The sequence below is a fragment of the Massilia sp. BAP21 genome, from assembly GCF_057801335.1.
Genome location: NZ_CM173596.1, coordinates 2210552 through 2232450, shown reverse-complemented (window position 1 = coordinate 2232450; position 21899 = coordinate 2210552). Strand labels below are relative to the sequence as shown.

21 protein-coding genes, 1 tRNA gene and 1 pseudogene are annotated in these 21899 nt (G+C 56.9%); 14 read left to right on the top strand and 9 right to left on the bottom strand.

The annotated features are described in order from the left end of the window. Window positions 1–154: 154 nt before the first annotated feature. The 11 genes from petA to ACWYRN_RS09775 all read left to right on the top strand — a co-directional run bounded on the left by petA (window position 155) and on the right by ACWYRN_RS09775 (window position 10323). Window positions 155–769, top strand: coding sequence for a ubiquinol-cytochrome c reductase iron-sulfur subunit (petA, locus tag ACWYRN_RS09825; protein ID WP_229436050.1), 615 nt, complete (start codon window positions 155–157; stop codon window positions 767–769). Between the two features lies 1 nt (window position 770). Continuing rightward, complete coding sequence (locus tag ACWYRN_RS09820) at window positions 771–2186, top strand: cytochrome b (protein WP_488692215.1); 1416 nt, start codon at window positions 771–773, stop codon at window positions 2184–2186. Between the two features lie 23 nt (window positions 2187–2209). After that, entirely contained in the window at window positions 2210–2971 is a 762-nt protein-coding gene (locus ACWYRN_RS09815) for a cytochrome c1 (protein ID WP_488692214.1), read from the top strand. 99 nt (window positions 2972–3070) lie between these two features. Beyond that, on the top strand, window positions 3071–3682 hold the full coding sequence (locus tag ACWYRN_RS09810) for a glutathione S-transferase N-terminal domain-containing protein (protein WP_056342583.1): 612 nt from the start codon (window positions 3071–3073) through the stop codon (window positions 3680–3682). A gap of 183 nt (window positions 3683–3865) precedes the next feature. Continuing rightward, window positions 3866–4357, top strand: coding sequence for a ClpXP protease specificity-enhancing factor (locus ACWYRN_RS09805; protein ID WP_488692213.1), 492 nt, complete (start codon window positions 3866–3868; stop codon window positions 4355–4357). Between the two features lie 27 nt (window positions 4358–4384). Continuing rightward, window positions 4385–4460 (top strand) — tRNA-Thr (locus ACWYRN_RS09800). Between the two features lie 608 nt (window positions 4461–5068). After that, a complete protein-coding gene (locus tag ACWYRN_RS09795; RefSeq protein WP_488692212.1) occupies window positions 5069–6469 on the top strand; it encodes an SIR2 family protein in 1401 nt (466 codons plus the stop codon). Window positions 6470–6816: 347 nt separating this feature from the next. After that, window positions 6817–7587, top strand: a complete 771-nt coding sequence (locus ACWYRN_RS09790; protein WP_488692211.1) for a hypothetical protein — start codon at window positions 6817–6819, stop codon at window positions 7585–7587. Window positions 7588–7795: 208 nt separating this feature from the next. Continuing rightward, on the top strand, window positions 7796–7957 hold the full coding sequence (locus tag ACWYRN_RS09785; protein WP_488692210.1) for a hypothetical protein: 162 nt from the start codon (window positions 7796–7798) through the stop codon (window positions 7955–7957). Between the two features lie 385 nt (window positions 7958–8342). Then, window positions 8343–9239 (top strand): hypothetical protein, encoded by an 897-nt coding sequence (locus tag ACWYRN_RS09780; protein WP_488692209.1) that lies wholly within the window; start codon window positions 8343–8345, stop codon window positions 9237–9239. 115 nt (window positions 9240–9354) lie between these two features. Continuing rightward, the gene (locus ACWYRN_RS09775; RefSeq protein WP_488692208.1) at window positions 9355–10323 is read left to right on the top strand and encodes a GIY-YIG nuclease family protein; all 969 of its coding nucleotides are present in this window, start codon (window positions 9355–9357) and stop codon (window positions 10321–10323) included. A 151-nt stretch (window positions 10324–10474) separates the two neighbouring features. Here the strand turns inward: ACWYRN_RS09775 and ACWYRN_RS09770 are convergent, their stop codons facing one another. From ACWYRN_RS09770 to ACWYRN_RS09755, 4 genes are all read right to left on the bottom strand, one after another. Next, window positions 10475–11197 (bottom strand): hypothetical protein, encoded by a 723-nt coding sequence (locus tag ACWYRN_RS09770; protein ID WP_488692207.1) that lies wholly within the window; start codon window positions 11195–11197, stop codon window positions 10475–10477. Window positions 11198–11497: 300 nt separating this feature from the next. Further along, window positions 11498–12850 carry a hypothetical protein gene (locus ACWYRN_RS09765; protein ID WP_488692206.1) on the bottom strand — a complete coding sequence of 451 codons (1353 nt, stop codon included), beginning with the start codon at window positions 12848–12850 and terminating at the stop codon, window positions 11498–11500. Continuing rightward, window positions 12847–13473, bottom strand: coding sequence for a hypothetical protein (locus ACWYRN_RS09760; RefSeq protein WP_488692205.1), 627 nt, complete (start codon window positions 13471–13473; stop codon window positions 12847–12849). Before ACWYRN_RS09760 ends, ACWYRN_RS09765 begins: the two co-directional genes overlap by 4 nt. Then, entirely contained in the window at window positions 13470–14579 is a 1110-nt protein-coding gene (locus ACWYRN_RS09755) for a hypothetical protein (protein WP_488692204.1), read from the bottom strand. The genes ACWYRN_RS09760 and ACWYRN_RS09755 overlap by 4 nt, the downstream gene beginning before the upstream one ends. Window positions 14580–14909: 330 nt before the next feature. Between ACWYRN_RS09755 and ACWYRN_RS09750 the strand changes: the two genes are divergently transcribed. From ACWYRN_RS09750 to ACWYRN_RS09740, 3 genes are read left to right on the top strand one after another with little or no spacing between them, the layout of a single operon-like run. Continuing rightward, entirely contained in the window at window positions 14910–15785 is an 876-nt protein-coding gene (locus ACWYRN_RS09750; RefSeq protein WP_488692203.1) for a hypothetical protein, read from the top strand. Continuing rightward, window positions 15782–16054, top strand: a complete 273-nt coding sequence (locus tag ACWYRN_RS09745; protein ID WP_488692202.1) for a hypothetical protein — start codon at window positions 15782–15784, stop codon at window positions 16052–16054. Before ACWYRN_RS09750 ends, ACWYRN_RS09745 begins: the two co-directional genes overlap by 4 nt. A 33-nt stretch (window positions 16055–16087) precedes the next feature. Continuing rightward, a complete protein-coding gene (locus ACWYRN_RS09740; RefSeq protein WP_488692201.1) occupies window positions 16088–16864 on the top strand; it encodes a hypothetical protein in 777 nt (258 codons plus the stop codon). Window positions 16865–16995: 131 nt separating this feature from the next. Here the strand turns inward: ACWYRN_RS09740 and ACWYRN_RS09735 are convergent. From ACWYRN_RS09735 to dcm, 5 genes and pseudogenes are all read right to left on the bottom strand, one after another. Continuing rightward, window positions 16996–17706, bottom strand: a pseudogene (locus ACWYRN_RS09735) (IS30 family transposase); the annotation flags it as partial. Window positions 17707–17985: 279 nt separating this feature from the next. Beyond that, complete coding sequence (locus ACWYRN_RS09730; protein ID WP_488692200.1) at window positions 17986–18264, bottom strand: nucleoside triphosphate pyrophosphohydrolase family protein; 279 nt, start codon at window positions 18262–18264, stop codon at window positions 17986–17988. Window positions 18265–18323: 59 nt separating this feature from the next. Next, window positions 18324–18476: a hypothetical protein gene (locus ACWYRN_RS09725; protein WP_488692199.1), complete on the bottom strand. Its 153-nt coding sequence runs from the start codon at window positions 18474–18476 to the stop codon at window positions 18324–18326. Between the two features lie 210 nt (window positions 18477–18686). After that, entirely contained in the window at window positions 18687–19316 is a 630-nt protein-coding gene (locus ACWYRN_RS09720) for a hypothetical protein (RefSeq protein WP_488692198.1), read from the bottom strand. Between the two features lie 718 nt (window positions 19317–20034). Further along, a complete protein-coding gene (dcm, locus tag ACWYRN_RS09715; protein ID WP_488692798.1) occupies window positions 20035–21414 on the bottom strand; it encodes a DNA (cytosine-5-)-methyltransferase in 1380 nt (459 codons plus the stop codon). Window positions 21415–21899 lie beyond the last annotated feature (485 nt).

Genomic DNA, 21899 nt, shown 5'->3' with positions numbered 1-21899 from the left:
TAGACAGTGCAGTGCAGCATGGACAAATCGTCTCACCACTGCCCTGTTTGCAATATTTTTTCTCCAATAAAGATTGCCATTCACATATAATTTTGTGTTGCTGCAAGCTCTTTATTGATTCTAAAGTTTCGTAATTTCACGGAGTGGGGTTGGTATGAGTAATGATAAGCAGGTCGATTCAAGCCGGCGTAACTTGCTGGTCGCGACGTGTGCGGCGGGCGGCGTCGTCGGCGTTGCCACGGCAGGCGCCCTGGTCAGCACGTTCCAGCCATCCGAGCGCGCCAAGGCGGCCGGCGCTCCGGTCGAAGTGGATATTTCCGACGTCAAGCCGGGCGAAATGAAAGTCGTGGAATGGCGCGGCAAGCCGGTGTGGATCTTGCGCCGTACGCCGGAAATGATGGCCAGCCTCCCCAAGAACGACGCGCAACTTGCCGACCCAAACTCCGAAAAGATCTACCAGCTCGACATGCCGGAGTACGCAAAGAACGAATTCCGCGCCCGCTCCGAGCACAAGGAAGTCCTGGTGACCGTGGGCATTTGCTCGCACCTGGGCTGCTCGCCCTCCTCGCGCTTTGCCGAAGGCCCCCAGCCGAATTTGCCGGACAACTGGCACGGCGGCTTCCTTTGCCCCTGCCATGGTTCGACCTTCGACCTGGCCGGCCGCGTGTTCCAGAACAAGCCCGCCCCGACCAACATGGACGTTCCTCCTTACATGTACCTGTCGGATAACCGCATCGTGATCGGCAAAGACGAAAAAGGGGAGGCATAACATGGGCGGCCCGTTCAAGGAAACCAAACTGCCGGCCAGTGCGCCGGTCGGCCACAAGGCGCTGGCCTGGGTCGACGACCGCTTCCCGCTGTCGAAACTCTGGAATGACCAGTGGGGCAAATACTATGCCCCGAAGAACTTCAATATCTGGTACCTGTTCGGTTCGCTGGCCATGCTGATCCTGGTGATGCAGATCATCACCGGTATCTTCCTGACCATGCACTACAAGCCGGACGCCAACTTGGCTTTCGGCAGTGTCGAATACATCATGCGTGAAGTGCCGTGGGGCTGGCTGGTGCGCTACATGCACTCGACCGGTGCCTCGATGTTCTTCATCGTCGTCTACCTGCATATGACCCGCGGGCTGATCTACGGTTCCTACCGCAAGCCGCGCGAGTTGATCTGGCTCTTCGGTTTCGCGATTTTCCTGTGCCTGATGGCCGAAGCCTTCTTCGGCTACCTGCTGCCATGGGGGCAGATGTCGTACTGGGGCGCCCAGGTGATCGTGAACCTGTTCGGTGCGATTCCCGTCATCGGCCCGGACCTGTCGCTCTGGATCCGCGGCGACTACGTGGTGTCGGACGCGACCCTGAACCGCTTCTTCGCCTTCCACGTGATCGCCCTGCCGCTGGTGCTGCTGGGCCTGGTGGCGGCCCACCTGATCGCCCTGCACGAAGTCGGCTCCTCGAACCCGGACGGCATCGAAGTCAAGGACAACATCGGACCGGACGGCCATCCGGTGGACGCGATTCCATCGCACCCCTACTACTCGACGAAGGACTTCTTCGGCGTCTCGGTGTTCCTGCTGATTTTCTCGGCAATCGTGTTCTTTGCGCCTGAGATGGGCGGCTACTTCCTGGAGTACAACAACTTCATCCCGGCCGATTCGATGAAGACCCCGGCGCACATCGCGCCGACCTGGTACTTCACCCCGTTCTACTCGGTACTGCGCGCCACCACGGCCGACTTCATGTACGTGCTGATGGGCGCCATCGCCCTGTACGTGATCTTCATCTGGCTGAAGTCGCGCCTGGCTTTCCGCACTAAGGTCATCGTGGCCGCGATTGCCTTGCTGCTCATCATCGGCATGCTGCCGCAGGTGCTGGAAGCGAAATTCTGGGGCGTGGTGCTGTTCGGTTCCTCGGTGGTGATCATTGCCCTGCTGCCGTGGCTGGACCATTCGCCGGTGAAGTCGATCCGCTACCGTCCGGACTGGCACAAATGGGTGTATGCGCTGTTCGGCATCTCGTTCGTGGCGCTCGGCTACCTGGGCACCCAGCTGCCGACCCCGGCGTACACCATCATTTCGCAGGTGTGTACCCTGCTGTACTTCAGCTTCTTCCTCCTGATGCCATGGTGGAGCGCCGCCGGCCGGTTCAAGCCGGTGCCGACGCGCCTGACCTTCACGCCGCACTGATTGCCACCGGATAAAGGACAACCATGAACTTCACGAAGAAACTGATCGCGGTCCTGGCCCTGGTGCCGGGGCTGGTTTTCGCGGCCGAGGGCGGCTTCCCGCTCGACCGTGCACCGGAACGCAGCGACATGGCCTCGCTACAAAACGGCGCTAAATTGTTCGTCAACTATTGCCTGAACTGCCACTCGGCGAACGCCATGCGCTACAACCGCCTGCGCGACCTGGGCCTGTCAGACGACCAGATCCGCAACAATCTGTTGTTCTCAGCCGACAAAGTCGGCGAGATGATGACGACGGCGATGCGCCCGGCCGATGCCAAGGCCTGGTTCGGCGCAGTGCCGCCGGATTTGTCGGTAATCGCGCGCGCCAAGGCCTCGCCGGCCGGCAGCGGCGCCGACTACCTGTACACCTACCTGCGCACCTTCTACAAGGACGATGCCCGTCCGACCGGATGGAACAACATGGTGGTGCCGAACGTGGCCATGCCGCATGCGATGTGGCAGCTGCAGGGCATCCGCACGCCGAAAATGGAAGACGCGCCGGACCCGCACGAGGCGGGCAAGACCGTGCACCGGTTCGCCGGCTGGAACCAGGTGGCGCCGGGCACCATGAGCGCTACCGAGTTCGACACCGCGACGGCTGACCTGGTTGCATACCTGAACTGGATGGCTGAGCCAGCGCAAGGAACCCGCAAGAAACTGGGTGTTATCGTGCTGATTTTCCTGTCGATTTTCGCTTTCCTGGCCTGGCGTTTGAACGAGTCGTACTGGAAAGATGTGAAGTAAATTCGTTTTCATTGCCCGCTTGGCTATAATACGGGCAATCATTTTTCGGGGTGAGTCGCTCGGCGCTTCACCCCTTTGTGTCTTAAGGAACGACAAACCATGATGGTTCTCTACTCCGGCACCACGTGCCCGTTCTCCCAACGCTGCCGCCTGGTCCTGTTCGAAAAGGGCATGGACTTCGAGGTGCGCGACGTCGACCTGTTCAACAAACCGGAAGACATCTCGACGATGAACCCGTACGGCCAGGTTCCGATCCTGGTCGAGCGCGAACTGATCCTGTACGAATCGAACATCATCAACGAGTACATCGACGAGCGCTTCCCGCACCCGCAGCTGATGCCGGCCGACCCGCTGATGCGCGCCCGTGCCCGCCTGATGCTGTTCAACTTCGAGAAAGAGCTGTTCGTCCACGTGCATGTCCTGGAAAGCGACCGCAACAAGACGAACGAAAAGGCCCACGACAAGGCACGCGCCGAAATCCGCGACCGCCTGACCACGCTGGCCCCGCTGTTCCTGAAGAACAAGTACATGCTGGGTGACGAGTTCTCGATGCTCGACGTAGCGATCGCACCGCTGCTGTGGCGCCTGGACCACTACGGCATCGAACTGTCGAAGACCGCAGCCCCGCTGATGAAGTACGCCGAGCGCATCTTCTCGCGCCCTGCCTACATCGAAGCGCTGACGCCTTCGGAAAAGGTGATGCGCCGTTAATAGATGGGTAAAAGTTACAGCATAGTGGCGCGCTGCGCCCATATGCTGCAACTTCCTTGAAGCGCCAGCCTGCGACGCCGTTTGGCGAATCGCAGTAGACTGGCGCTTCGCGTATGCGCGCCGGGTATATTTTTCCTGACGCCGTGTCCACGCGTCTCGCGGACAAACTGATTTCATTTGCACATGCCTGACATCTCCACCAAGCCTTATTTGCTGCGCGCCATCTACGAATGGTGCACCGACAGCGGTTTCACGCCTTATCTTGCGGTGAAGGTTGACGCGGCCACCACGGTTCCGATGGAATACGTGCGCAAGGGCGAAATCATCCTCAACATCAGCTATGGCGCCACATCCAGCCTGAAGATGGACAACGACGCGATCCATTTCCGCGCCCGCTTCGCCGGCGTGTCGCGCGAAATCTACGTGCCGGTGCAAAATGTCCTGGCAATCTATGCCAACGAGAATGGCCAGGGCATGGCCTTCGATGTGAGCACCACGGCGGCCGAGATGCCGGAAGCGGACGCATCCGCCCCTGCCCCGGCAACGGCGCCTGCCCTGTCCGCAGTGCCCGACAGCAGCCCGGACACTGCCCCGGAAGCGCCGCCTGCCCCCGACAACGGCGGCGACGAGCCCCCGAAAAAAGGCGGACGCCCAACGCTGACGCGGATTAAATAGCGGTATAATCCCAGCCGTACAGATTACGCCGGCTTAGCTCATTTGGTAGAGCAGTTGATTTGTAATCATCAGGTGGCCAGTTCGAAACCGGCAGCCGGCACCAGTAAAATCAAGCACTTAGCCCAGCCTTCATGGCTGGGCTTTTTGCTATCTGTGCTCTATGTAACCGCCGTGTAACCCATCTGCGAGGAGGATTCATCTGGCGACTAGGATTAACTCAGCAGGCATGTGTAAAGCTACCGGTGGCGAACGGTAAGAAATCCGACGACTTCCTGATGAAACAAGGACTTTCGTAAATCCGCACCACCCTGACTGACTTCTGCTTTCGGCTTATTGCGTTGAAAAAACCAGAGCTAGTGTCGGGCGGAAACGAAAGATCGGTAACTCGACTGTTCAAAACCGCTTCTAGGGCTCGAACGCAGGTTAGTTGGACCGTCGACGTCACCGAAAATTCGCCATAAATGTTGCCGTCCGACTTTTTCAACACAATAGGCTAGAAGCGGACGCTGCGCCGAGCTTGCCAATGGCCATGTATGGCAAGTGAATTTCACCGGAAGTCAACACCGAACGCGACCGCGACTAGAAATAAAGGCAGTGTTCGGCTCAACTCTGCAGGCGAATATACAGACTGGGTAAATAGAAGGTATTCTGCTTATGTGAAGTGTCACAGCACAATACCTACGCCTTCAAATCAGGAGATACTCAATGCCGATGGATTACAAGCAATATCAAGAAGAGGTAACCGCAGACGTCGCAAAAATTATCGCGGATGCGAGTTGTCAGCCGATTTTGTTTATCGGTTCTGGATTTACGAAGCGCTACGCTAAAGGTCCGAACTGGATGGAATTGTTGGAATTACTAGCAAAAAACTGCCCACTGATCGATAAGGATTTTGCTTACTACAAACAAGCTCATGGGAGCGACCTAACAAAAATTGGTACGGTCTTTTCGCAGCTCTATCACGAGTGGGCATGGAACGCAGGCAAGGAGCAATTTCCTCAAGAATACTTTGCCGCAAACACGTCGAGCGACATCTTCATTAAGCATGCGGTCGCCGACATCCTCGCGACGCTCGGCCCTGACGCAACGGGGTCATACGGTTCTCCGGAACTGGATGCCGAAATCACCGCACTGAAAGCCATCAGCGCCCATGCCATCGTCACCACTAACTACGACGAGGTGATCGAGCCGCTATTTCCGGACTATGAGCGGGTCATCAGCCAACAGATTCTGCGTAAGCCCTACCTCGCCATCGGCGAGATTTTCAAAATTCATGGCTGCCGCTCAATGCCTGAGTCCATTGTCATCAATGAGGCTGATTATCAACGCTTCGAGGAGGACCACAAATACCTCAGCGCGAAACTTCTGACATACTTCATTGAGCATCCATTGGTTTTCATCGGCTATCGTGCCAACGATCCAAACATTAAGAAGATTCTGTCCGACGTTGACCGCATGGTCAGGGCTCAAGAATATGAGCTTATCCCAAACATTTATATCCTTGAATGGGATGAGGCCCAGGACGAAACTTCATACCCGCCACGTGACAAGGTTCTAGCGGTTACCCCTGACCGCAATATTCGTATTAAAAGCATCACGGCGAAGTCGTTCGAGTGGGTGTTTAGAGCATTCGGTCAGGCTGGGAATCTTGAAAAGATTGACACCAAGCTGCTGCGAGCTCTGATGGCACGTGCTGTGAATCTGGTCCGCTCCGACATCCCAAAGAAGCAAATCGAGATTAACTTCAAGATGCTGGAACACGCTGTCGAGTCTGGCGAGAACTTTGCCAACCTGTTCGGCGTGACTTCGGTCGGTGACTCATCCAAGATCAATCTCACGCACAGGTATGTGATTACAGAGGTTTACAAATTACTTGGCTTGAAAGGTTGGAAGAACGTTAACGACCTCATCAAGCGGATAGAGGACGAGAAGGGCGTGAATATCAAAGGTTTCGACAACAAGTACCACGTGAACGTAAAGTTCGGCGTGGCGGAGACCAGCAAGTCGCACAAGTACTCCGATGCCTTTGTCGACCTCTTAAAGAAGGTGATCGCCGGCGAGGATTACAAAGTTGACACAGAAGAAATAAAGGTTGCTCCAGTCGCAAACTAAGCTTCTTTTTCAATGTAAGTATTTAATGCCTTAACGGCATGCGGCCTCCTACTCCCAGACATCAAAATTACGCGACGATAAGTGTAACAGAAGCAATATGCGGGATTGTTAAAAACGAGTCGACGCCTCAAGTTCGCCTTGAGCTGCCGACACTGCAGGTCGGTAGAAGAAGATCTGCACGAAGTCATCCAATAGTCTGCTATCAGCCATCATCTGACAGTCCAGCTTCTTAATATTGCCCGCCTGATCAAACGAGGCGCAGCAATTCTTAATATCAATACAGTAGCTACTAATCAGTTTTACAACGCTAATGAAATAGAACGATGTCAAACCTTGCGGTGCATCAAATGGAAGAGCAGATCGATTCTGTCATCTCAGAAGAACAAGACAAAATAATGATCGTACGTGGTGAGCGCGCGTTCAAGTGGATAGTTAGGCTATCTTTATTCGGGCTCACCCTATATTTCGTTCGATTTGGCGTTCCATTTCTCTACGGTATTTGGAACTCAACCGATCGCGAGCAATTTCTGCTTTCTAATCTCAGCGGCCCTGATACTTGGGGTACCTTCGGCGATTTCCTCGGCGGCGTGCTTAATCCGGCCGTCGGGCTCGTGACTGTATATCTTGTCTTGATGAACGTGAGGATGCAAAAAAAGGAGCTAGGGTATGCCCTGCGTGAAATGAAAAATTCTAATGCTGCGCTTGCGAAACAAAACGTCGCGATTGAGCAACAGGGTGTCCAGAATACATTCTTCCAATGGCTGACTACTTACCGCGAGATAATCTCAGGTCTCAAATACACGTTCAGCGAGAATCCGAATGCCGCCGGACTAGAGGTTCTGGAACGCTTGTACAACGATGCGTTTCATACTGGACGAATAGCGCAACGGATAACAAATGCAGGCTTTTCTCAGTTTGCCGATGCTTATGCTAGAAGAGAGCGAATCGACGAGCGCGAAGCAATAGTTGCGATAAATCAGGCAATAATGGCGCAATGGGACTTTGTTCTAAAGTCATATAATTATTTATTGCTACCTTCATTGAAATCGTTGGCTGGACTGATCATCTGGATAAATCGTCAACATCCACAATATATAGACGAACAAAAAAAAAACTGAGTATGTCGATATCATCTCTTCTCATTTATCGCAGGTGGAGATTAAATTCCTACTGCTGTACGCGTATAGTGAAGATCACGGCTTGTTGAAGCTATTAAGAGATTTGGGTCTCTTTCACGAGCTTAGATTTCTGGACGACGCCAATCTAAATTTTCTGTTTAACTTCGGCACGTTTGTCGATCTTGGAGAATGATAATGGGAGAGTTTCATGTCTCTAATGGAAACCTTAAGTGTCTTTGCTGGTGCGCTTACAACTGTGACTATTCTTGCGCCCGATGACTACCAACCCGGAGTTCTTGAAGTCAAAAAACTGCTCCAAACCGGGCCAAAACATGAAATTAGTGCTGAGTTAAACAAGCCCAGCATCTGACTACGCCACTCGGCTCTCCTGTACAGTTACTTCACCAGGACAACTCTTGTCTTGGAGTTTTTCAACACAATAGGTCGGAAGCGGACGTATTGAAAGCTAACGGCTTCGTTTTCAAAGATGCATGCAGACGACTATTCAATGAGAACACGTAAGTTCCAGCAACCAAAGACTCAGCAGGTGAAGGGCCGATAACGTCAGTGTGGCAGCCGGCTCTACAGAACATCGTTGATGCATTCGTTCGTCATGATTACGGCTTTGCCGGCGGGGTTGCTGGAGTTGCTCCGGTATTGCAAAAGACTAGGACGCAGATTCGCGGCGATGTTGCCAATCATATACTTGTGGCTGCACAATGCTGGATGACTTCCTTTCCAGACCTGACAGCTAGATGACGCAAACACTTACCTCGTCGAACGGCGACTGCCCGCTCTGCAAGAGCGGCAACTGGAAAACGCTCGAAGCGCTGGCTCTAAGCGATCGTACCCGCGCCAGTTCAACCACGACCGGCCACCACCTCGGGCATCGCCGCAAGACCGAAGGGTCCGAAACGAGCGAAGCGGCAGTGGCGCACGCGCGGCCGTCGCTTCCTTCCGACTACGACCAGAAGGAGCGCTATCGCAGGGAATGTGCGAACGCGATTGCGGAAGCGGAAGCGCGACTCGCCGAGATTGATGCCGCCTGGCAGCAGCCCAAGGAAATGCTTCCAAGCGTTCTCCGCGGAGGTCCGGATGCGAAGGCGGGGGGCTTCAACCGCAACGCGGGGAATCTTCTGGCGCTTCAGCAGTTCGACGCCGACCTCGCACTATGGAAGGCCACTCGGACCTGCCTGCGTTGCGCTGCAACCTTTGTCGACGCCCGCACCCAAATCCAGCAACCTGCACCGATGCTGTTTCGCTTCGCAGGCCAGGAGCGCCACTGCCCGCACTGCCAGTCGTATTTCTGGAAGGATCCTGCAGCCGTGGCGACGCACCTCGAGCAGAACGCGAGATCCGCCCGGGACCGTGCTCGGCAGCGCTTGCGCGATGCCGAGGAAGCGGAACGAGAAGCTGCGGCCAAGCCGGCCCCGAGCAGCATGTTCCAGCGGCTGGCTGCCTTTCTGACCCCATCCCCGCTGAGTGTCGATGAGGCCCGGGCGGAACTCGCGTCCGCCGAACGGGACTTTCAGCGTGCCATGGAGAAGCCGCGGGCGCTGCGTAGCCGCATCGAAGGCCGGACGGGCATGCGCTGGTGTGCCGGCTGCGAGAAGGTTTACTCGGACGCATTGACAAGCAGCGCCAACGCCTGATTCTAGCCGATATTCGGCAGGCTCAGCATGGCAGAGCGACCGCACCGGGCCGCCCGCCGCGCCGCTGGCTTTAGGGACATCATCCAAATGGTAAGTGCTACATCCTGAGGAAAAATTGAACAAAATATTAAGTCGCCGCGCGGTAGAGATTATCAAGGACAAGCCGCGTATATGGGAGCCTTGGTTGTTCTCGCAAGTATTCGCGGATTTGATCGCGCAGGTGAATGAACAGGAAGACGGGAAGACGTGCTCAACGACAGAGTTCTACTTTAACCTTGCAGAAATCGACAGCCTGACGGCCTTTAGCGCATGGACCAAAGAGCAGGCGCTCGCGCTATCCAGATGTCTTGCCGAATTCAATAAGCGTTACATTGAGCCCCTACGTGCCGCCGTAGGGCCAAAAGGAGCCCCTGGGGACGTTGACGCGATCATCGCAGTGGCAAGCGATCTTTCGGCCGTTTATAGGGACGCGCGCGTTCTGTCGTGCCATATTAACAAATGCACATGGTCATTCTCGGATGACTTTCCTTCGCTATCGAAAGATGCGTTCGAGGCTGTGTATGCTGAAATGCTCAGTTATCTGAAACAAGAAAGCCGGAGACTGCTTGTTCACTTCGAGCAGCTCGGGTTGAAGGCCGTGGACCTGGTCAGCGCAGCATCTGCGAAACTGAAGCGAGGCGACGATCCCGGCCATATCACTGCCTATGAGCTCCACTTTTCATTCCGACCGTTCGACGATACGGGCGTCAACCAACTTATTGCGCTGATCGACCATGTCGTCAGTATTGGGATCGAAACAGGAAGATCAGGATTCATCTACTTGCTAACGAACCGCTCAATGCCTGGCTTAGTGAAGATTGGCCACACTACCCGTGCCTCCGGTGACCGAATCGCGGAGCTTTCCCGGCCCACTGGAGTGCCGACGCCGTTCGAACTGGTATTCGACCAGTTCGTAGCTGATAGTCCACAAGCGGAGCGGCGCATTCATGAATGCCTTGCGGCTTACCGCGTTGCGGCAAACAGAGAGTTTTTCGAGGTGCCTACGAACATTGCGATCAAGGCCATTCTGGCTGCTACCCGGTGACCGCAGTTTGCTCGGAATAAGAGTGCGTACAGCCCCCCAAAGTTTCCCTGAAAGCAACAGCTGCATATACTGAGCCGTACCAACCGTCCGCTATCGGATCAGGGAGATCAGCATCAGTGGTCTCAGTGGTCTTGTCCGGCCGCGCGACTCCCTACCTCGATACACGAGCGGAATCGTTGGGCGCTAATGGCGTAGGCATGCCCGGCGGGAAACGCGCTGGTAAAGGGCCGGTGGATGGCGCAAGACCGGCGGCGTGCATTGCTGAGGCGACAGTCGATGTCATATTTCGCTTTGCCTTTGCCACAATCGTTTGTACCGAGCCGATTTGCACACCGCAGACCTCGCGATTGTCGATTGCCGGTAAGCCGACCGCTACGTTCATTGCGGCCATATCCTGCATGCTGTCACACAGATCGCGCAACTCGAGGATGGTACTGCCGACGACGACCGTGGCGCCAACGGCTGGCAATACCTTTCCAGGCAGCGTTGCCAGCTGACGCGCGACACTGTTCGCGACGCGTGCTTTCAATCTGCCTCCCAATTGCTGGGCCGCCGCAACGCCAGCCAATCGGTGCTTCTCAGCGATGACAAGCTTGGCGCTCGTCGCTCGTTCTCGCGCGATCAGGTTTGCGTTCGCGTTGCGTAGCGCTACCGCATCAATTGTCATCACAGCGACGCTACGTTGCAGCGCATTGATTCTCGCTGTTAGTGCCGCTTCGCGTGTCGCCGCTTCGGCAATTCTAGGATCTTCTTTGCTCTCGACTAGGCTAGATGCAGGACGAAGTCCTGATGGGATTTGCCGAACAGCCCGGTTACGAAATGAATCGTCTGTTAGCACGGTGTAGGTCGTCCATCCTAGGAGCAAGACACCCATACCAAGGGCCCTGAGCAGAGCACGGCCGCGGGAGCGACCGTCCTTACTTTCTGGATCCTCTTGGGGTGCGACGAGCTGAGGTGAAACCATGGCATCCTAATGATGAGGAAAAGCTAGTGTTGCAATCCTAATCACATCCATAGTGATTGTCCATGAGAAATCCACAGCTCTCAGACTTTGTGGCGTTCAGTGCACTGCCCCCTACCTGCCTCCAATACGGAGGTACCGTTTATCCCGCCGACCGCTGGGTTCTACCTGTGAAGGTCTGTTCCGAACGGTCCTGCTAAGTACCCAACCGCGTCACCGATGTAACCGTGCGTTCGCAAGAATCGGATTGTCCTGCAGGTCGAACGCCGTGCGCGCCCAATCCTGCGCCAGCGGACGGCGCGGGTCCTGGATCAACTGTTCTATGCGTTCGACCACGGTCAGAACCCCCTGCTCGCTCGGCATGTGCAGTTGCGACGCCGCATGCATGCTGTCGCGGTCAAGGCTGCAGACGAATACATGACCGTCGTCCAAGCTCCAGTAGAGCAACGGGCACAAGCCTTTATGGTCCCGAGCAGGATAGATCACGAGCCAGCAGTGTCCTTCCTCACTCGGAAAGCGGCGATCCGCTGGATCATCGAGTTGCGTGGCGCGGGCTCCGTTCCCCTGCGGCGGCGATCGCACACCGATTTGCGTTTCGCGCCCTAGCAGATGGTGTTCCTCGATGATCGTCGACTGATACTGGTACAGCTCAGCCATTAGCTGCCCTACCTCCTCAGGCGCCGCCTTAGGCTCGGGAATCCATGCAGGCACCCAAGTGGCGCAGCCGAGGTAGGCGCGCGGCAGGTGCATCAATGCGTCGAGCCAGGCGAACGGTGGCTGAAACAGATAGCGATAGCCGGGATCGGACGGGTCTAGGGTCGTGGCAGGGCCGTCGTAGTGAACGTCCCAGTATGGGTCGGGCAATGATGCATCCGCGGCAACGCCTTCGTGACGATCGAAATACGGCCACCAGGCCGACGCGCAGCCCGTGCGTAGCATCGTCGCCTTGGCCTCGGCCGTCCGCGCAAAGAGCTGCTGCAGGTTCGTGCCCACCAGTACGCGCTCGACCAGCTTGTCGGTCTGTATGACTAGTGCGTCGAGGGTAGCGGCTAAGCGCGCGTGGCGTTCGATTTCGGCTGGGGTCGTCGCAAACGAGGTGCCGGTGAAGATGCGGGTGCAGATCTGGCCGTGGTCCTCGTCGGTGAACTGGCGCAAGGCATCGATGAGGAGGGCGAACTTGCGCGCGTCGGCGCTGAGCCGTTTAACGCGTAACTCCCAGCCGTCTGGATCCCACTTGCCGGGACCGGTCTGCCCGTAGGGTGGGAGCAGATATTCTGTGATGCGCTTGCTCGCATTGGCAGGTTCGTCGTCCAGTCCGGCAGCGCGCATCCATTCGGCGTTGCTGAATCCCGGCCGCGCTCCTGCACGCAACAGGCGGGCAGTCTCGGCATGCAGGCCCAGCGCGATCCGCTCGCGGTCGACCGGGTTGAGCCTCGTCCTAGCATACTCCTGGAGTAGCGCCAGACTCGTTTCGCCTTTGATGCCTGGATGGCGCGCAAGGTGGTCGTTCCAGCTCTTCGTCCAGAACGCGACGGGATCGGCGAGCCTGTCGAGGAACTCGGTCACGCCGGCTCCCGTAGGGTAAGCAGGTCCGCATACAGGGCATCATGACGCCCCTCGTGGTTGGACATGCCCGGACGCGTCAGGCAGCCGCGCGGTGCGATATAGCTATCGATGCGGCGTTCCGGCGCCTCATGCCAGCCGATGTTGAAAGCAGCGAGCTTCGGGAAAAAGCACAGGGAAGAATACGGCAAATGGTCGTGGATCCACCAGGCCATGGTGCGCCAGTCGGTGCCCGCCGCGTAGCGGTCGGCAAACCAGGGCAGCACGACGCAGGCCATGGCGCCGTGTCGACCGTTCGCGTCGGGCATGTCCCAGATATGGCGACCATAATTGCTCGCGGTCGATGCGCAATTAAGACCTTTACTGTTGCCAAATTCGTTGATGGCGCAGGAACGGTAGGCGGACCGAATGGCAATCCTGCCAAAGCGCTCTTGCAGCGGCTCGAGCAGCTCTTCGCACAGTGATTTGCCGACGCGAATGGCCAGCTCAGGGTCGTCGGGCACATTACGCAAGCCGTGCATGGCCGCGATCTCGCTGTACAGGAAATCGCGTAAGTAGAACGAGCGAGAGAGGCGTACGCGTCCGAGTTCCTCGAGCGCTGCGAGCGTTTCCGGCTTCTTCATCATGGGGCAACCCTCAGGTAGTGGAAATCGACTGCATGTTGGTTCGCCTGGTCACGCAGCGCGTCCAACCTTGCCGCCGCCAGCGGTACTTTCCTGTTATCAAGAGCAATCATAACGTAGTCGGGGTGAATGGCCGCGCTGCCCCTTGGCAGATAGCCGCTAGCGTGAAAACGCGCGCGCCACTCGGCCAGTTTGTCAATGTCGGCAGCAATCCCGGTTGCGAATGTCTGTTCGCTAGCGCGGCTGGCGCCACTGCTGCCCTTGATCTCGATAAGCGCTTGCAGGTTGCCGATTTTGATGCCGTCGTTGGATCGCTTGCGGTCTCCTCCCCGATACAGGTTGAACCGCCCTGCGACCCGTTCTCCGAAGAGGCAGATGTCCGGACGCTTTTGCATGCGGCTGGTGCCCTTCGCGCAGCGGAAGTAGGTCTCGAGCGAGATTTGGTTTGTGCCCAAGCCCGACTGCTGCAGCGCGTGATAGAGCATGCCAGCTGCCGTGTCCTCTGTGAAGCTTGCCTGGTGTAGCTGGAGTGCCAAGCGCGGCAGAGAGTCTTGCCAGCGCCCGTCTTTGCGACTTAGGGAAGGAGCGGGGACCAGTGGAACTTGAACTTGGCCAGCGCCCGCGCCCGCGCGCGCGACGGTGCACCAGCTCTGTCCCTGGGCATGGTAGGCGAAGTGAATACCGCGCCGCGTGCACTGGGCGGCTATGCGGCGCTGCGCTGCGCTAGAGAGGGCAATGCCGAGTTCGGCCATGTCGGTACAGACGAACCAGCACTCGATCCCGCGGCGGGCCAGCGGCGCCAGTTTGTCGAGGTCGCTGCAATAGCCGTCCGCATCGATCTCGTCACACAAGGCGTTGCGCGCATTGTAGGCGCCACCCTTGAATTCGAACGCCGCGGTGACGTGTTCGCTTGTGGTCCATGTGTCGGCGCATCGCGTTGCCGACAGGACCAGGTCAATGCGCTTACCGTCGATCCGGTGCTCGCGCTCGATACAAACGTTTGGTACTCCGTCGATGAGTAACTGGTGCATGAAGTTAGCATGCAGTGTCGCTTCATGTCCGCACACTGTCGACACATCAGAGAAGAAATTGGCAAAGAGGCTGTTCATCGTTTGGACTCCTATAGGGAAGCGCGCCTGTTGGAGCCGCGCTATTACGGTTGAGTTGGGTCCACTTTAAGCACGATGGGCGGCACGTTCCACCAGGGAAAATTTGCTGGACGAGCTCGCAATTCCCCGGTGGACATCCTTCCCAACACATAGGATCGCTCACGAAACGGGGTCGTGACACAGGGCACTTTCGTATCAGTAGCATCCTTCGACATCTTCAACCAGACGGACAAGGTAGTCAGTTCATTACGACCTAATTATGATTTTTTACTGGTAAAGGACATAAACGGTTGACATCACCATCAATGTGCGCGACACTGAGTACGTAATATGAACTTTTACAGGAAAAAATCACAAATGGCTACGAACTACGACCGCGACGATCTCTTCAAGGATTTCTTCTACTCAACGCAGGAGGCAATATCTGCGCTGGAAAGCCTTTTTGGCATCCAGGGAGTGTACGAACAAGTACTCGGCCCAAGTGCTACCACCGAACAGCAGCAGGCGTTGTTGGCTTCGCCTGCTTGGGCCACCCTGTGTCGACTGCACGATTACGCGCTGCTTGGCCGTCTGGGCGGCCGGGAGCCTCGAGACATCGTGATCGACGGCGCCGGCGTGCTGGCGCTGGTCACGACGGAAAACCATCGTCCAGAAGAACGTTGGCAACGTATCGTGGCGATGGCCGACGCTCGCTCTGGGCTCGATGAGGGAGAGGCGATCGAGCTCGGTCGCGTCGCATTGCTGGCGCATGTCGACGTGCGTACCGTGCGCAACGCGGTGAGCAACGGCGAAATGCTGGCGACGAAGGAAGGCGGATTGCAGTTCATCGACAACGCATCGGCACGGCGCTGGCTGGCCGGGCGCCGCGGTTTCAAGCCGACGGAGGTTGACGGCAACACGTGGGCGCTGGAGATGGGTGGTGTCGATACGCCAGCACAGTTCGCTGCCCTATTGACGCGTCAGCGCAAGCAGGTTCGTATGAATACGAAGGATTCGAAGCTGGTGCCATTGCACCCGGCGGTGACGGTGGCAACCCTGACCCAGCTGGAGGCGGGCGTGTTCTCGTTGCCGCTCGACGCCGTGTTCCCGCTGGCCGATTTTTATCAGTTGCCCCGTCAGGAGTTTTTGGCATGCGTGATGCGTGTATTTTTCCGGGCTGAGCTCGATGCGATCGTGGGCGCACCCAGCAGTGCGATGGCGCCATGAACGCCCTCCCCTTGACGCACCACGCCCGCAAGCGTAGCCAACAAAGGGGCATCAGTAGCTTGCAGATCCAACTGATCAGCACCTTTGGCGAGGACCATTACCAAAGTGGCGGCTGTACGCTCAGCTATATCCCACGAAAGCGCTTGCAGCAATTGCGCGAGGCGATCGACCGGCTCGAAGCGGTGGCGCTCGTCAAAACGCCTCAGGAGGCGGTGGCGACCGTCATGCACCTCGGGCGGCGGGTGGCCCATACGAACTACAACAGCTGACGGTTCCGTCATTTCAAAAGGCCGAGATCACCTATGACATCCATAAACGCATTGCCTGCCCATGGCAGGGTTACCTGCAACGCTTGTTTCGCCGGCTGCGTCAATATCGAATTCGACCGTACTCAGCGCGTCGAGGACAGCTGGCGCATTACCTCCAATCCTCTCGCCTGGGGCAGCACCGACCCGGAAATCATCGTGCTGGGCTTTTCCAAGGGGCCGACCCAAGCCGGTGCGCTTGCCATAGCTTCACATGACGAGGTCGCGTACCGCGGTGGCCGCAAACAGCTTGGCAGGATCCTGCGTCACGTGGGGCTGCTACCCGGCGTCGGCGACGACGATTTGGCGAGTGCGGTCTCGAGCCTGATTGCCGACCAAAACGGACGCTTCCATTTCGGCTCCTTGGTTCGATGCACAGTCGAGCAGCGCAAGGCCGGCGGCTGGACAGGGACAGGCGGGGGCGTCCTCAATAAGTTCGTCACCACGCCATTCGGTCGGCAGATCGCACACAATTGCATCGACCGCTTCCTGCGCAACGCGAGCGCACACACCAAACTGGTGGTGATGTTCGGCATGGGCAACAGGCTGAATTACGTGAGCGAATGTCTGGCACTGTTCCGCCGGAGCCTTGGCGGGACTTGGCAGCCGCTGAACGAGGTCGCCTATACCAACGGTAAACTAATCGTCGTCCACGTAGAACACTTCAAATCGCAAGGACCACTACTGGGGCAATGGCTAGGCGAAAAGCACCACCCGCGGGAACGCTGGGGGCGCATGGCGCAAGATGCCGTCCGACAGGCATTGATGCCGTAGAACGTAGATCGCACGGCATTAACCTGTAAAGCAAGGCCGTTAGCGTTGCACCACCTGACGCGGAATGTGCACCAATCGTCACGTAATCGGGGCGAATCTCCACCAATGCCTACGCAATGCGCTCGGCCATGTACGAAGTCAATTATCTGGCTGTTGTGGCTGCCAAAGAGAAGGTCACCTTCCCAGTGGCCCGGTACTGCTCAATCCTCAGCAGTGGCAGGACGTTCGCTGATCGATACTGTCTCATTAATCCTAACGTGGTCGTCGGTCTTTTGTGTGTGATGGCGAGAGCGGTGCATGTTTCGGCTGCGCCGCAAGTGCTCGAGCAATTCCTTTTTTAAAGCGCCTCGAGCCTAGATATAAAGGCTACGGTAGATCGTTTCGTGCGACACGTGCAAATCCTCGTTACCCGTGTATGCCTGCTTTAGCCAGCGATCTGCTCCGGCGACCATTGAAACTGCAGTTTGCCAGCGACAATGTCGGACAGCTTTCGATTCACACGAGCTTACACGGCTTGGGACGCCGCGCCCGATCCCAGGCACGCTGATCAGCTTTGGGTTGCCCGGTAGCTCTCCAGGCCACCATTTCGTCTGACCTCTCGACTGACTGTAGAGGGTGCGCGTCCGAGAGCGGCGGCAATGGAGCGAATCGATTGGCCAGCCACCATTACACGCGATATTTCTTCGCGCTCAGCGAGCGTTAGCGCCAGTCGAGAACGGCATCTTTGGGCTGGACGGATACCCCCCTGTTTCCGCGAGAATCCGGATAACAGACGAGTGATTTCGGTCGAACAACTGGGCGATCTTTTGCAGCGAATCGCCTTGGCGCCATCGCTCCCACATTAGCGCCTTTTGACTGTCTGTTTAGTAAATTTGAGGTCGCTTTCCATATAAACACTCCTCCATAAAGCTCATAAGGCTTAGAGTGTTGCGTTCACTAGTTGAATCCACGCCAAAAGCGGACGTGGTGAATACGTTAAGAATGACCGACATGAAGCGCGCAGGTATTCCTTCCTGCCATGGGCACGACCAACGGCCGGCACCCCTGCGGATTCAAGCTTTCTGCGTCGATCAGATGGTTCAGTGGAAGCAGGAGGACGTCGCAGAGTTGCACGGAATGGTTTATACATCTGCCCGGTATTTCAGCCACGATGACTGCTCATGCTGTGCGCTTGGAGCAAACCCGTAGTGGTCTAGGCTGGCCAGGAAGCGCAAAGCCATCGCCGCCGTCTGAACCGCCTCGGTTCGTAGTTCGCCTTCCTGCACCTTGTGCGGCTCATAGATGCTCTGCAGCACGGCCTTTGTCAGTTCACCGAACTCTTCTCCCAAAATGGCGACGGCGTGGAGCGGGTCGGTCGGCCAAGTCGGGAACTTGCGTGTCGCCCGCCAAACCTCGTCCATGACAGGCTGCCAGTCACCGGGCAATCCGGGTGCGCGGGTACGAGCAGGTGTGCTATGTTTCAGGGACCGGATCGCAGATGCGGTTTCTTCGTGATCAAGCTCCGATCGCTGTCGCACACCAGCGCCGCTTCCTCGAGGGCTGTGTTCCTGGCCTGCTGCAGGGCCAGCCGAAGCACGGTGTTCTGTTCTTTTAGCTGCGCAATCTCTTCCATGTCTTTATTGCTCTGGTGGAATTGTGGAATTACGGGGCATCTGACGTCAAGCCATTTCCGGTGTAGTCGCGGTGGTACGTCTGCCAGAATGCGACAGCTGCCCGCTTAGCCGGAATACATTGGTTTCAGGGGACGATCTAGAAGTTACCCTTTGATTATCAGGAAAACACAGGGATATGGCTGGCAGCACTCTTTCAGGAGCCGGGGCAGCTACAGCTGATGCAGGGTGTAGCTCTGGACATCAAGGGCACCCAGACGAAGCAGTTCGCTGCGGATGACAGTATCAGCCGGATCGGAAAGCCAGACAGAAACTTCTTGGTCACCACCTTCGGCATGAATCCAAGCGTCGACCCTGTGCGTGAAGCCACGTGCCTTGTATTTTCTGTCCAGCTGCGCCAGCTTCTTCTGTTCGGCTGCCTGCGCCTTCGCAAGTTCCTTGTCAAACATGGCGAGAGCGCATTGCTCGCACTTTCCGTCCCGATGCTTCACTGTCGAGGCCGGGTCAAACGCAGGGTTATGACATCCGCGCGACCTACACTTGACGATCCCGACGCTGTCGAGCAGGCGAGTGACGTCCGCTTCGGTGGCATCGCTGAAACGTACGCTGTCGTCGATTACGATCGTAAGACCGCCTCCCACAAGCTTTACCGAAATCTGAAAAGGCAAGTCGTAGAGCCACACGCATGGCGATACTGACGCACTCAGTTTTGCATTGAGCGGGCCTTCGCGGGTGCGGACATAGTTCTTCAGCGAGTTATCCGGCTTCTGCTGCCGCAACCCATCCTGAAACTGGTTGATCCATTCGTTCTTGTCCATTGATCCGCCGATGCTCTGCAGCATACCCGCTACGTGCACCGTGCACGAGCGCATACCTCGATTCGAATCATAACATTCAACTACAGCAAGCTTTGCAATGATCGGGTAATCATGCATGAGTGAAAAGGCATCTTTTGGAAGTTGAACCTGCTCGATGTATGTTCGACCGCTTGCGAAGGACACTGCTGAAGTGATATTGGCTTAATGGTTTATTGCTCTCGTCGATTGGGTCTGCCGTGTTGATGGACTGGATGGCGTACTGCAGAGACGCGCAGCCCGCCCTTATGCCAGAGACATGGACCAGTGGGTGAGGATCGCCGGGGGCTATCGTCCCAAGTCCCGACCTGTAGCTGCAATGTATTTGCGGATTAGCGGTTAGAGGAGAATCCCATGTCCGGCATGATTGCTATAAGGGGAAGCGTGGGAAACATGAGTGATCTGGACAGGTGCAGGACTGACGATGGATCCGGCTGGCTGGCAGTAAGCTAGCCACCGGTCCACCGGCAGCTCAAAGCCCGACCTGACTGCCTTCACGAATAGACGTACCTTTCCGGCCGCCGGATCGCGGCTCCCTCATACTCACACGACACTTCCCAATGTCGAGTTCGTTCAGAGCCGGTGACGGGTCGCCAAGCGTCCGCCCTTAAGCATGGCATTGGCGTCGCCGCCTAGCTGAATCTGTCCCCGGATGGCAGGCTGATCGGCTCTTTCAGATACTCCCGGAAGAGCGGTCTGCGCCCCTTTATGCAGCCTGCTTGCCCTGCCGCTCTTGCGTCTCGTGAACTATCCTCTTCCCTTGGACAACGCGTTCCCTCATCAGCCGGGCTACTGCCGCAAACACAGGCACAACGACCGAGTTGCCAAACTGTCTGTACGCTTGGGTATCGGACACCGGAATACGGAATTCGGACTGTCCCGGTGCGTCGTAACCCATCAGGCGTGCGCACTCCCGGGGCGTCAGACGGCGCGGACGGTTTTTCATGTTGTCCTCGTGGTTAAGACCTAATGCCGGGTCAAATCCACGGTCTACAAGAATCTCCGAGCCATCCTTGTGGTAGCGCGCCGAGAGCGTCCGGGTAGTGCTGCTCTCCCGCACGAGGCCGTAACCGAAGCCGTTCCCCTTTTCCTTGTGCTTGAGCGAGTAGTTAAAGAGGTACTCCCACAGCTTCGGCGTCAGGGTATACAGTGGATCTACTTCACGGTCGAGAATATCGCCAAGCTTCGGTTTCGTGTCCGGATATTCGCGGGAGATATCTCTGAGGGTAAACCCATCGTGCACGGCGAGATCCCTGCGGAATCCGACTAGCACAATCCGTTCACGATGCTGAGGCACGAAGTGGGCGCCATCAATAATTTTCGGATCTGGCGAGCCGTGGGCATCGGCGTCGGCAACCCAGTATCCGAGCTCGTTAAGGGCTGCCATGATGACGCTGAAGGTCTTGCCCTTGTCATGACTCTTGAGATTCTTGACGTTTTCGAGAACGAAGGCTACCGGCCGCTTTGCGGCAATGATCCTAGCCACGTCAAAGAAGAGCGTTCCTTGGGTATCACATTCGAACCCATGTTTACGGCCAAGGGAATTCTTCTTGGACACGCCTGCAATCGAGAACGGCTGGCAAGGAAACCCGGCAAGCAGCACGTCGTGATCCGGCACTGTTGCATCGATATGGCGGTACGCCGCTTCTTCGGAGACGTCCTCCCTAGTGCTGAGCGTCACTTCCCTGATATCCTGGTTGAACGTGTGAACATTCTCGTCCGAATAATGGTTTGCCTTGTAGGTACGTACGGCGAAGGGATTCCATTCGCTTGTGAACACGCAGCGTCCACCTGCCTGTTCAAAACCCTTTCGAATTCCGCCGATGCCGGCAAACAGGTCGATGAAATCAAAGTCGTATTTTTTGTCCGGAGGCGGTGCTACGGGCAGCAACAGCTGCAGCTGCCTGTACTCCGCATCGCTAAACTGGAGTGCCTGCTTCCCCCCGGCACAACGTTTCAGCAGCTCGCGTGTCCATACACCGGGAGAAACCTGATTCAGGTGTTCTGCAATGGACTTCGGCTCGTAGCTCTCCAGTGCCTTTTTGAGAAGGCGCAGGTTGTCGCTTTCGGGTGACGTGGTGTTCATTTCGGACATGTGAAGACTCAGTTCCTGGCAGGTGCCAGCCTCATCCCATATGGGTGGACGGAAAGCTCAACATTATACTGGATGTTAACACAGCTTCCGCCATTAAAATTACCGGTTCCTGGTGAAGCAAGAGGACACAGGCATGGCCAACGATGCGAGCAGACCGTACGAGAAGTGCATGGAAGCCACCCTAGGTAATGGCGTCAGGCAGCGCCAGACTGTGGGCTGAAAAACTTGCGACGTTCTGCAGGACTGGTCCTGCCAGCCTGCCCTTGCCTAGGTCACAGGCACTCGGACCACTACCCGCTGGGCCATTATTCCCGCCGCCGTCATTATGCGCCGCTCCACCCGGTGCCGGCACGCATCAGCATGCTGCGGAGCGGCCGCCATCCCCCCGCATGGCGATCGTATATGTCCGGACGCTACCACAATCCCAGCCTGTAGCGCTCTTGGTCGCCGACTGCCTCTTCCGATGTATTGGCCGC

What these genes read in the sequence shown, in the direction of transcription:
- ACWYRN_RS09725 (WP_488692199.1), bottom strand. Translation starts at nt 18,476, where the DNA reads ATGGAAGAGATTGCGCAGCTAAAAGAACAGAACACCGTGCTTCGGCTG.
- ACWYRN_RS09795 (WP_488692212.1), top strand. Translation starts at nt 5,069, where the DNA reads ATGGATTACAAGCAATATCAAGAAGAGGTAACCGCAGACGTCGCAAAA.
- ACWYRN_RS09820 (WP_488692215.1), top strand. Translation starts at nt 771, where the DNA reads ATGGGCGGCCCGTTCAAGGAAACCAAACTGCCGGCCAGTGCGCCGGTC.
- ACWYRN_RS09815 (WP_488692214.1), top strand. Translation starts at nt 2,210, where the DNA reads ATGAACTTCACGAAGAAACTGATCGCGGTCCTGGCCCTGGTGCCGGGG.
- ACWYRN_RS09760 (WP_488692205.1), bottom strand. Translation starts at nt 13,473, where the DNA reads ATGATGAAGAAGCCGGAAACGCTCGCAGCGCTCGAGGAACTCGGACGC.
- ACWYRN_RS09790 (WP_488692211.1), top strand. Translation starts at nt 6,817, where the DNA reads ATGGAAGAGCAGATCGATTCTGTCATCTCAGAAGAACAAGACAAAATA.
- ACWYRN_RS09730 (WP_488692200.1), bottom strand. Translation starts at nt 18,264, where the DNA reads ATGGACGAGGTTTGGCGGGCGACACGCAAGTTCCCGACTTGGCCGACC.
- ACWYRN_RS09785 (WP_488692210.1), top strand. Translation starts at nt 7,796, where the DNA reads ATGTCTCTAATGGAAACCTTAAGTGTCTTTGCTGGTGCGCTTACAACT.
- ACWYRN_RS09755 (WP_488692204.1), bottom strand. Translation starts at nt 14,579, where the DNA reads ATGAACAGCCTCTTTGCCAATTTCTTCTCTGATGTGTCGACAGTGTGC.
- ACWYRN_RS09810 (WP_056342583.1), top strand. Translation starts at nt 3,071, where the DNA reads ATGATGGTTCTCTACTCCGGCACCACGTGCCCGTTCTCCCAACGCTGC.
- petA (WP_229436050.1), top strand. Translation starts at nt 155, where the DNA reads ATGAGTAATGATAAGCAGGTCGATTCAAGCCGGCGTAACTTGCTGGTC.
- ACWYRN_RS09770 (WP_488692207.1), bottom strand. Translation starts at nt 11,197, where the DNA reads ATGGGTGTCTTGCTCCTAGGATGGACGACCTACACCGTGCTAACAGAC.
- ACWYRN_RS09750 (WP_488692203.1), top strand. Translation starts at nt 14,910, where the DNA reads ATGAACTTTTACAGGAAAAAATCACAAATGGCTACGAACTACGACCGC.
- ACWYRN_RS09805 (WP_488692213.1), top strand. Translation starts at nt 3,866, where the DNA reads ATGCCTGACATCTCCACCAAGCCTTATTTGCTGCGCGCCATCTACGAA.
- ACWYRN_RS09720 (WP_488692198.1), bottom strand. Translation starts at nt 19,316, where the DNA reads ATGCTGCAGAGCATCGGCGGATCAATGGACAAGAACGAATGGATCAAC.
- ACWYRN_RS09745 (WP_488692202.1), top strand. Translation starts at nt 15,782, where the DNA reads ATGAACGCCCTCCCCTTGACGCACCACGCCCGCAAGCGTAGCCAACAA.
- dcm (WP_488692798.1), bottom strand. Translation starts at nt 21,414, where the DNA reads ATGAACACCACGTCACCCGAAAGCGACAACCTGCGCCTTCTCAAAAAG.
- ACWYRN_RS09780 (WP_488692209.1), top strand. Translation starts at nt 8,343, where the DNA reads ATGACGCAAACACTTACCTCGTCGAACGGCGACTGCCCGCTCTGCAAG.
- ACWYRN_RS09740 (WP_488692201.1), top strand. Translation starts at nt 16,088, where the DNA reads ATGACATCCATAAACGCATTGCCTGCCCATGGCAGGGTTACCTGCAAC.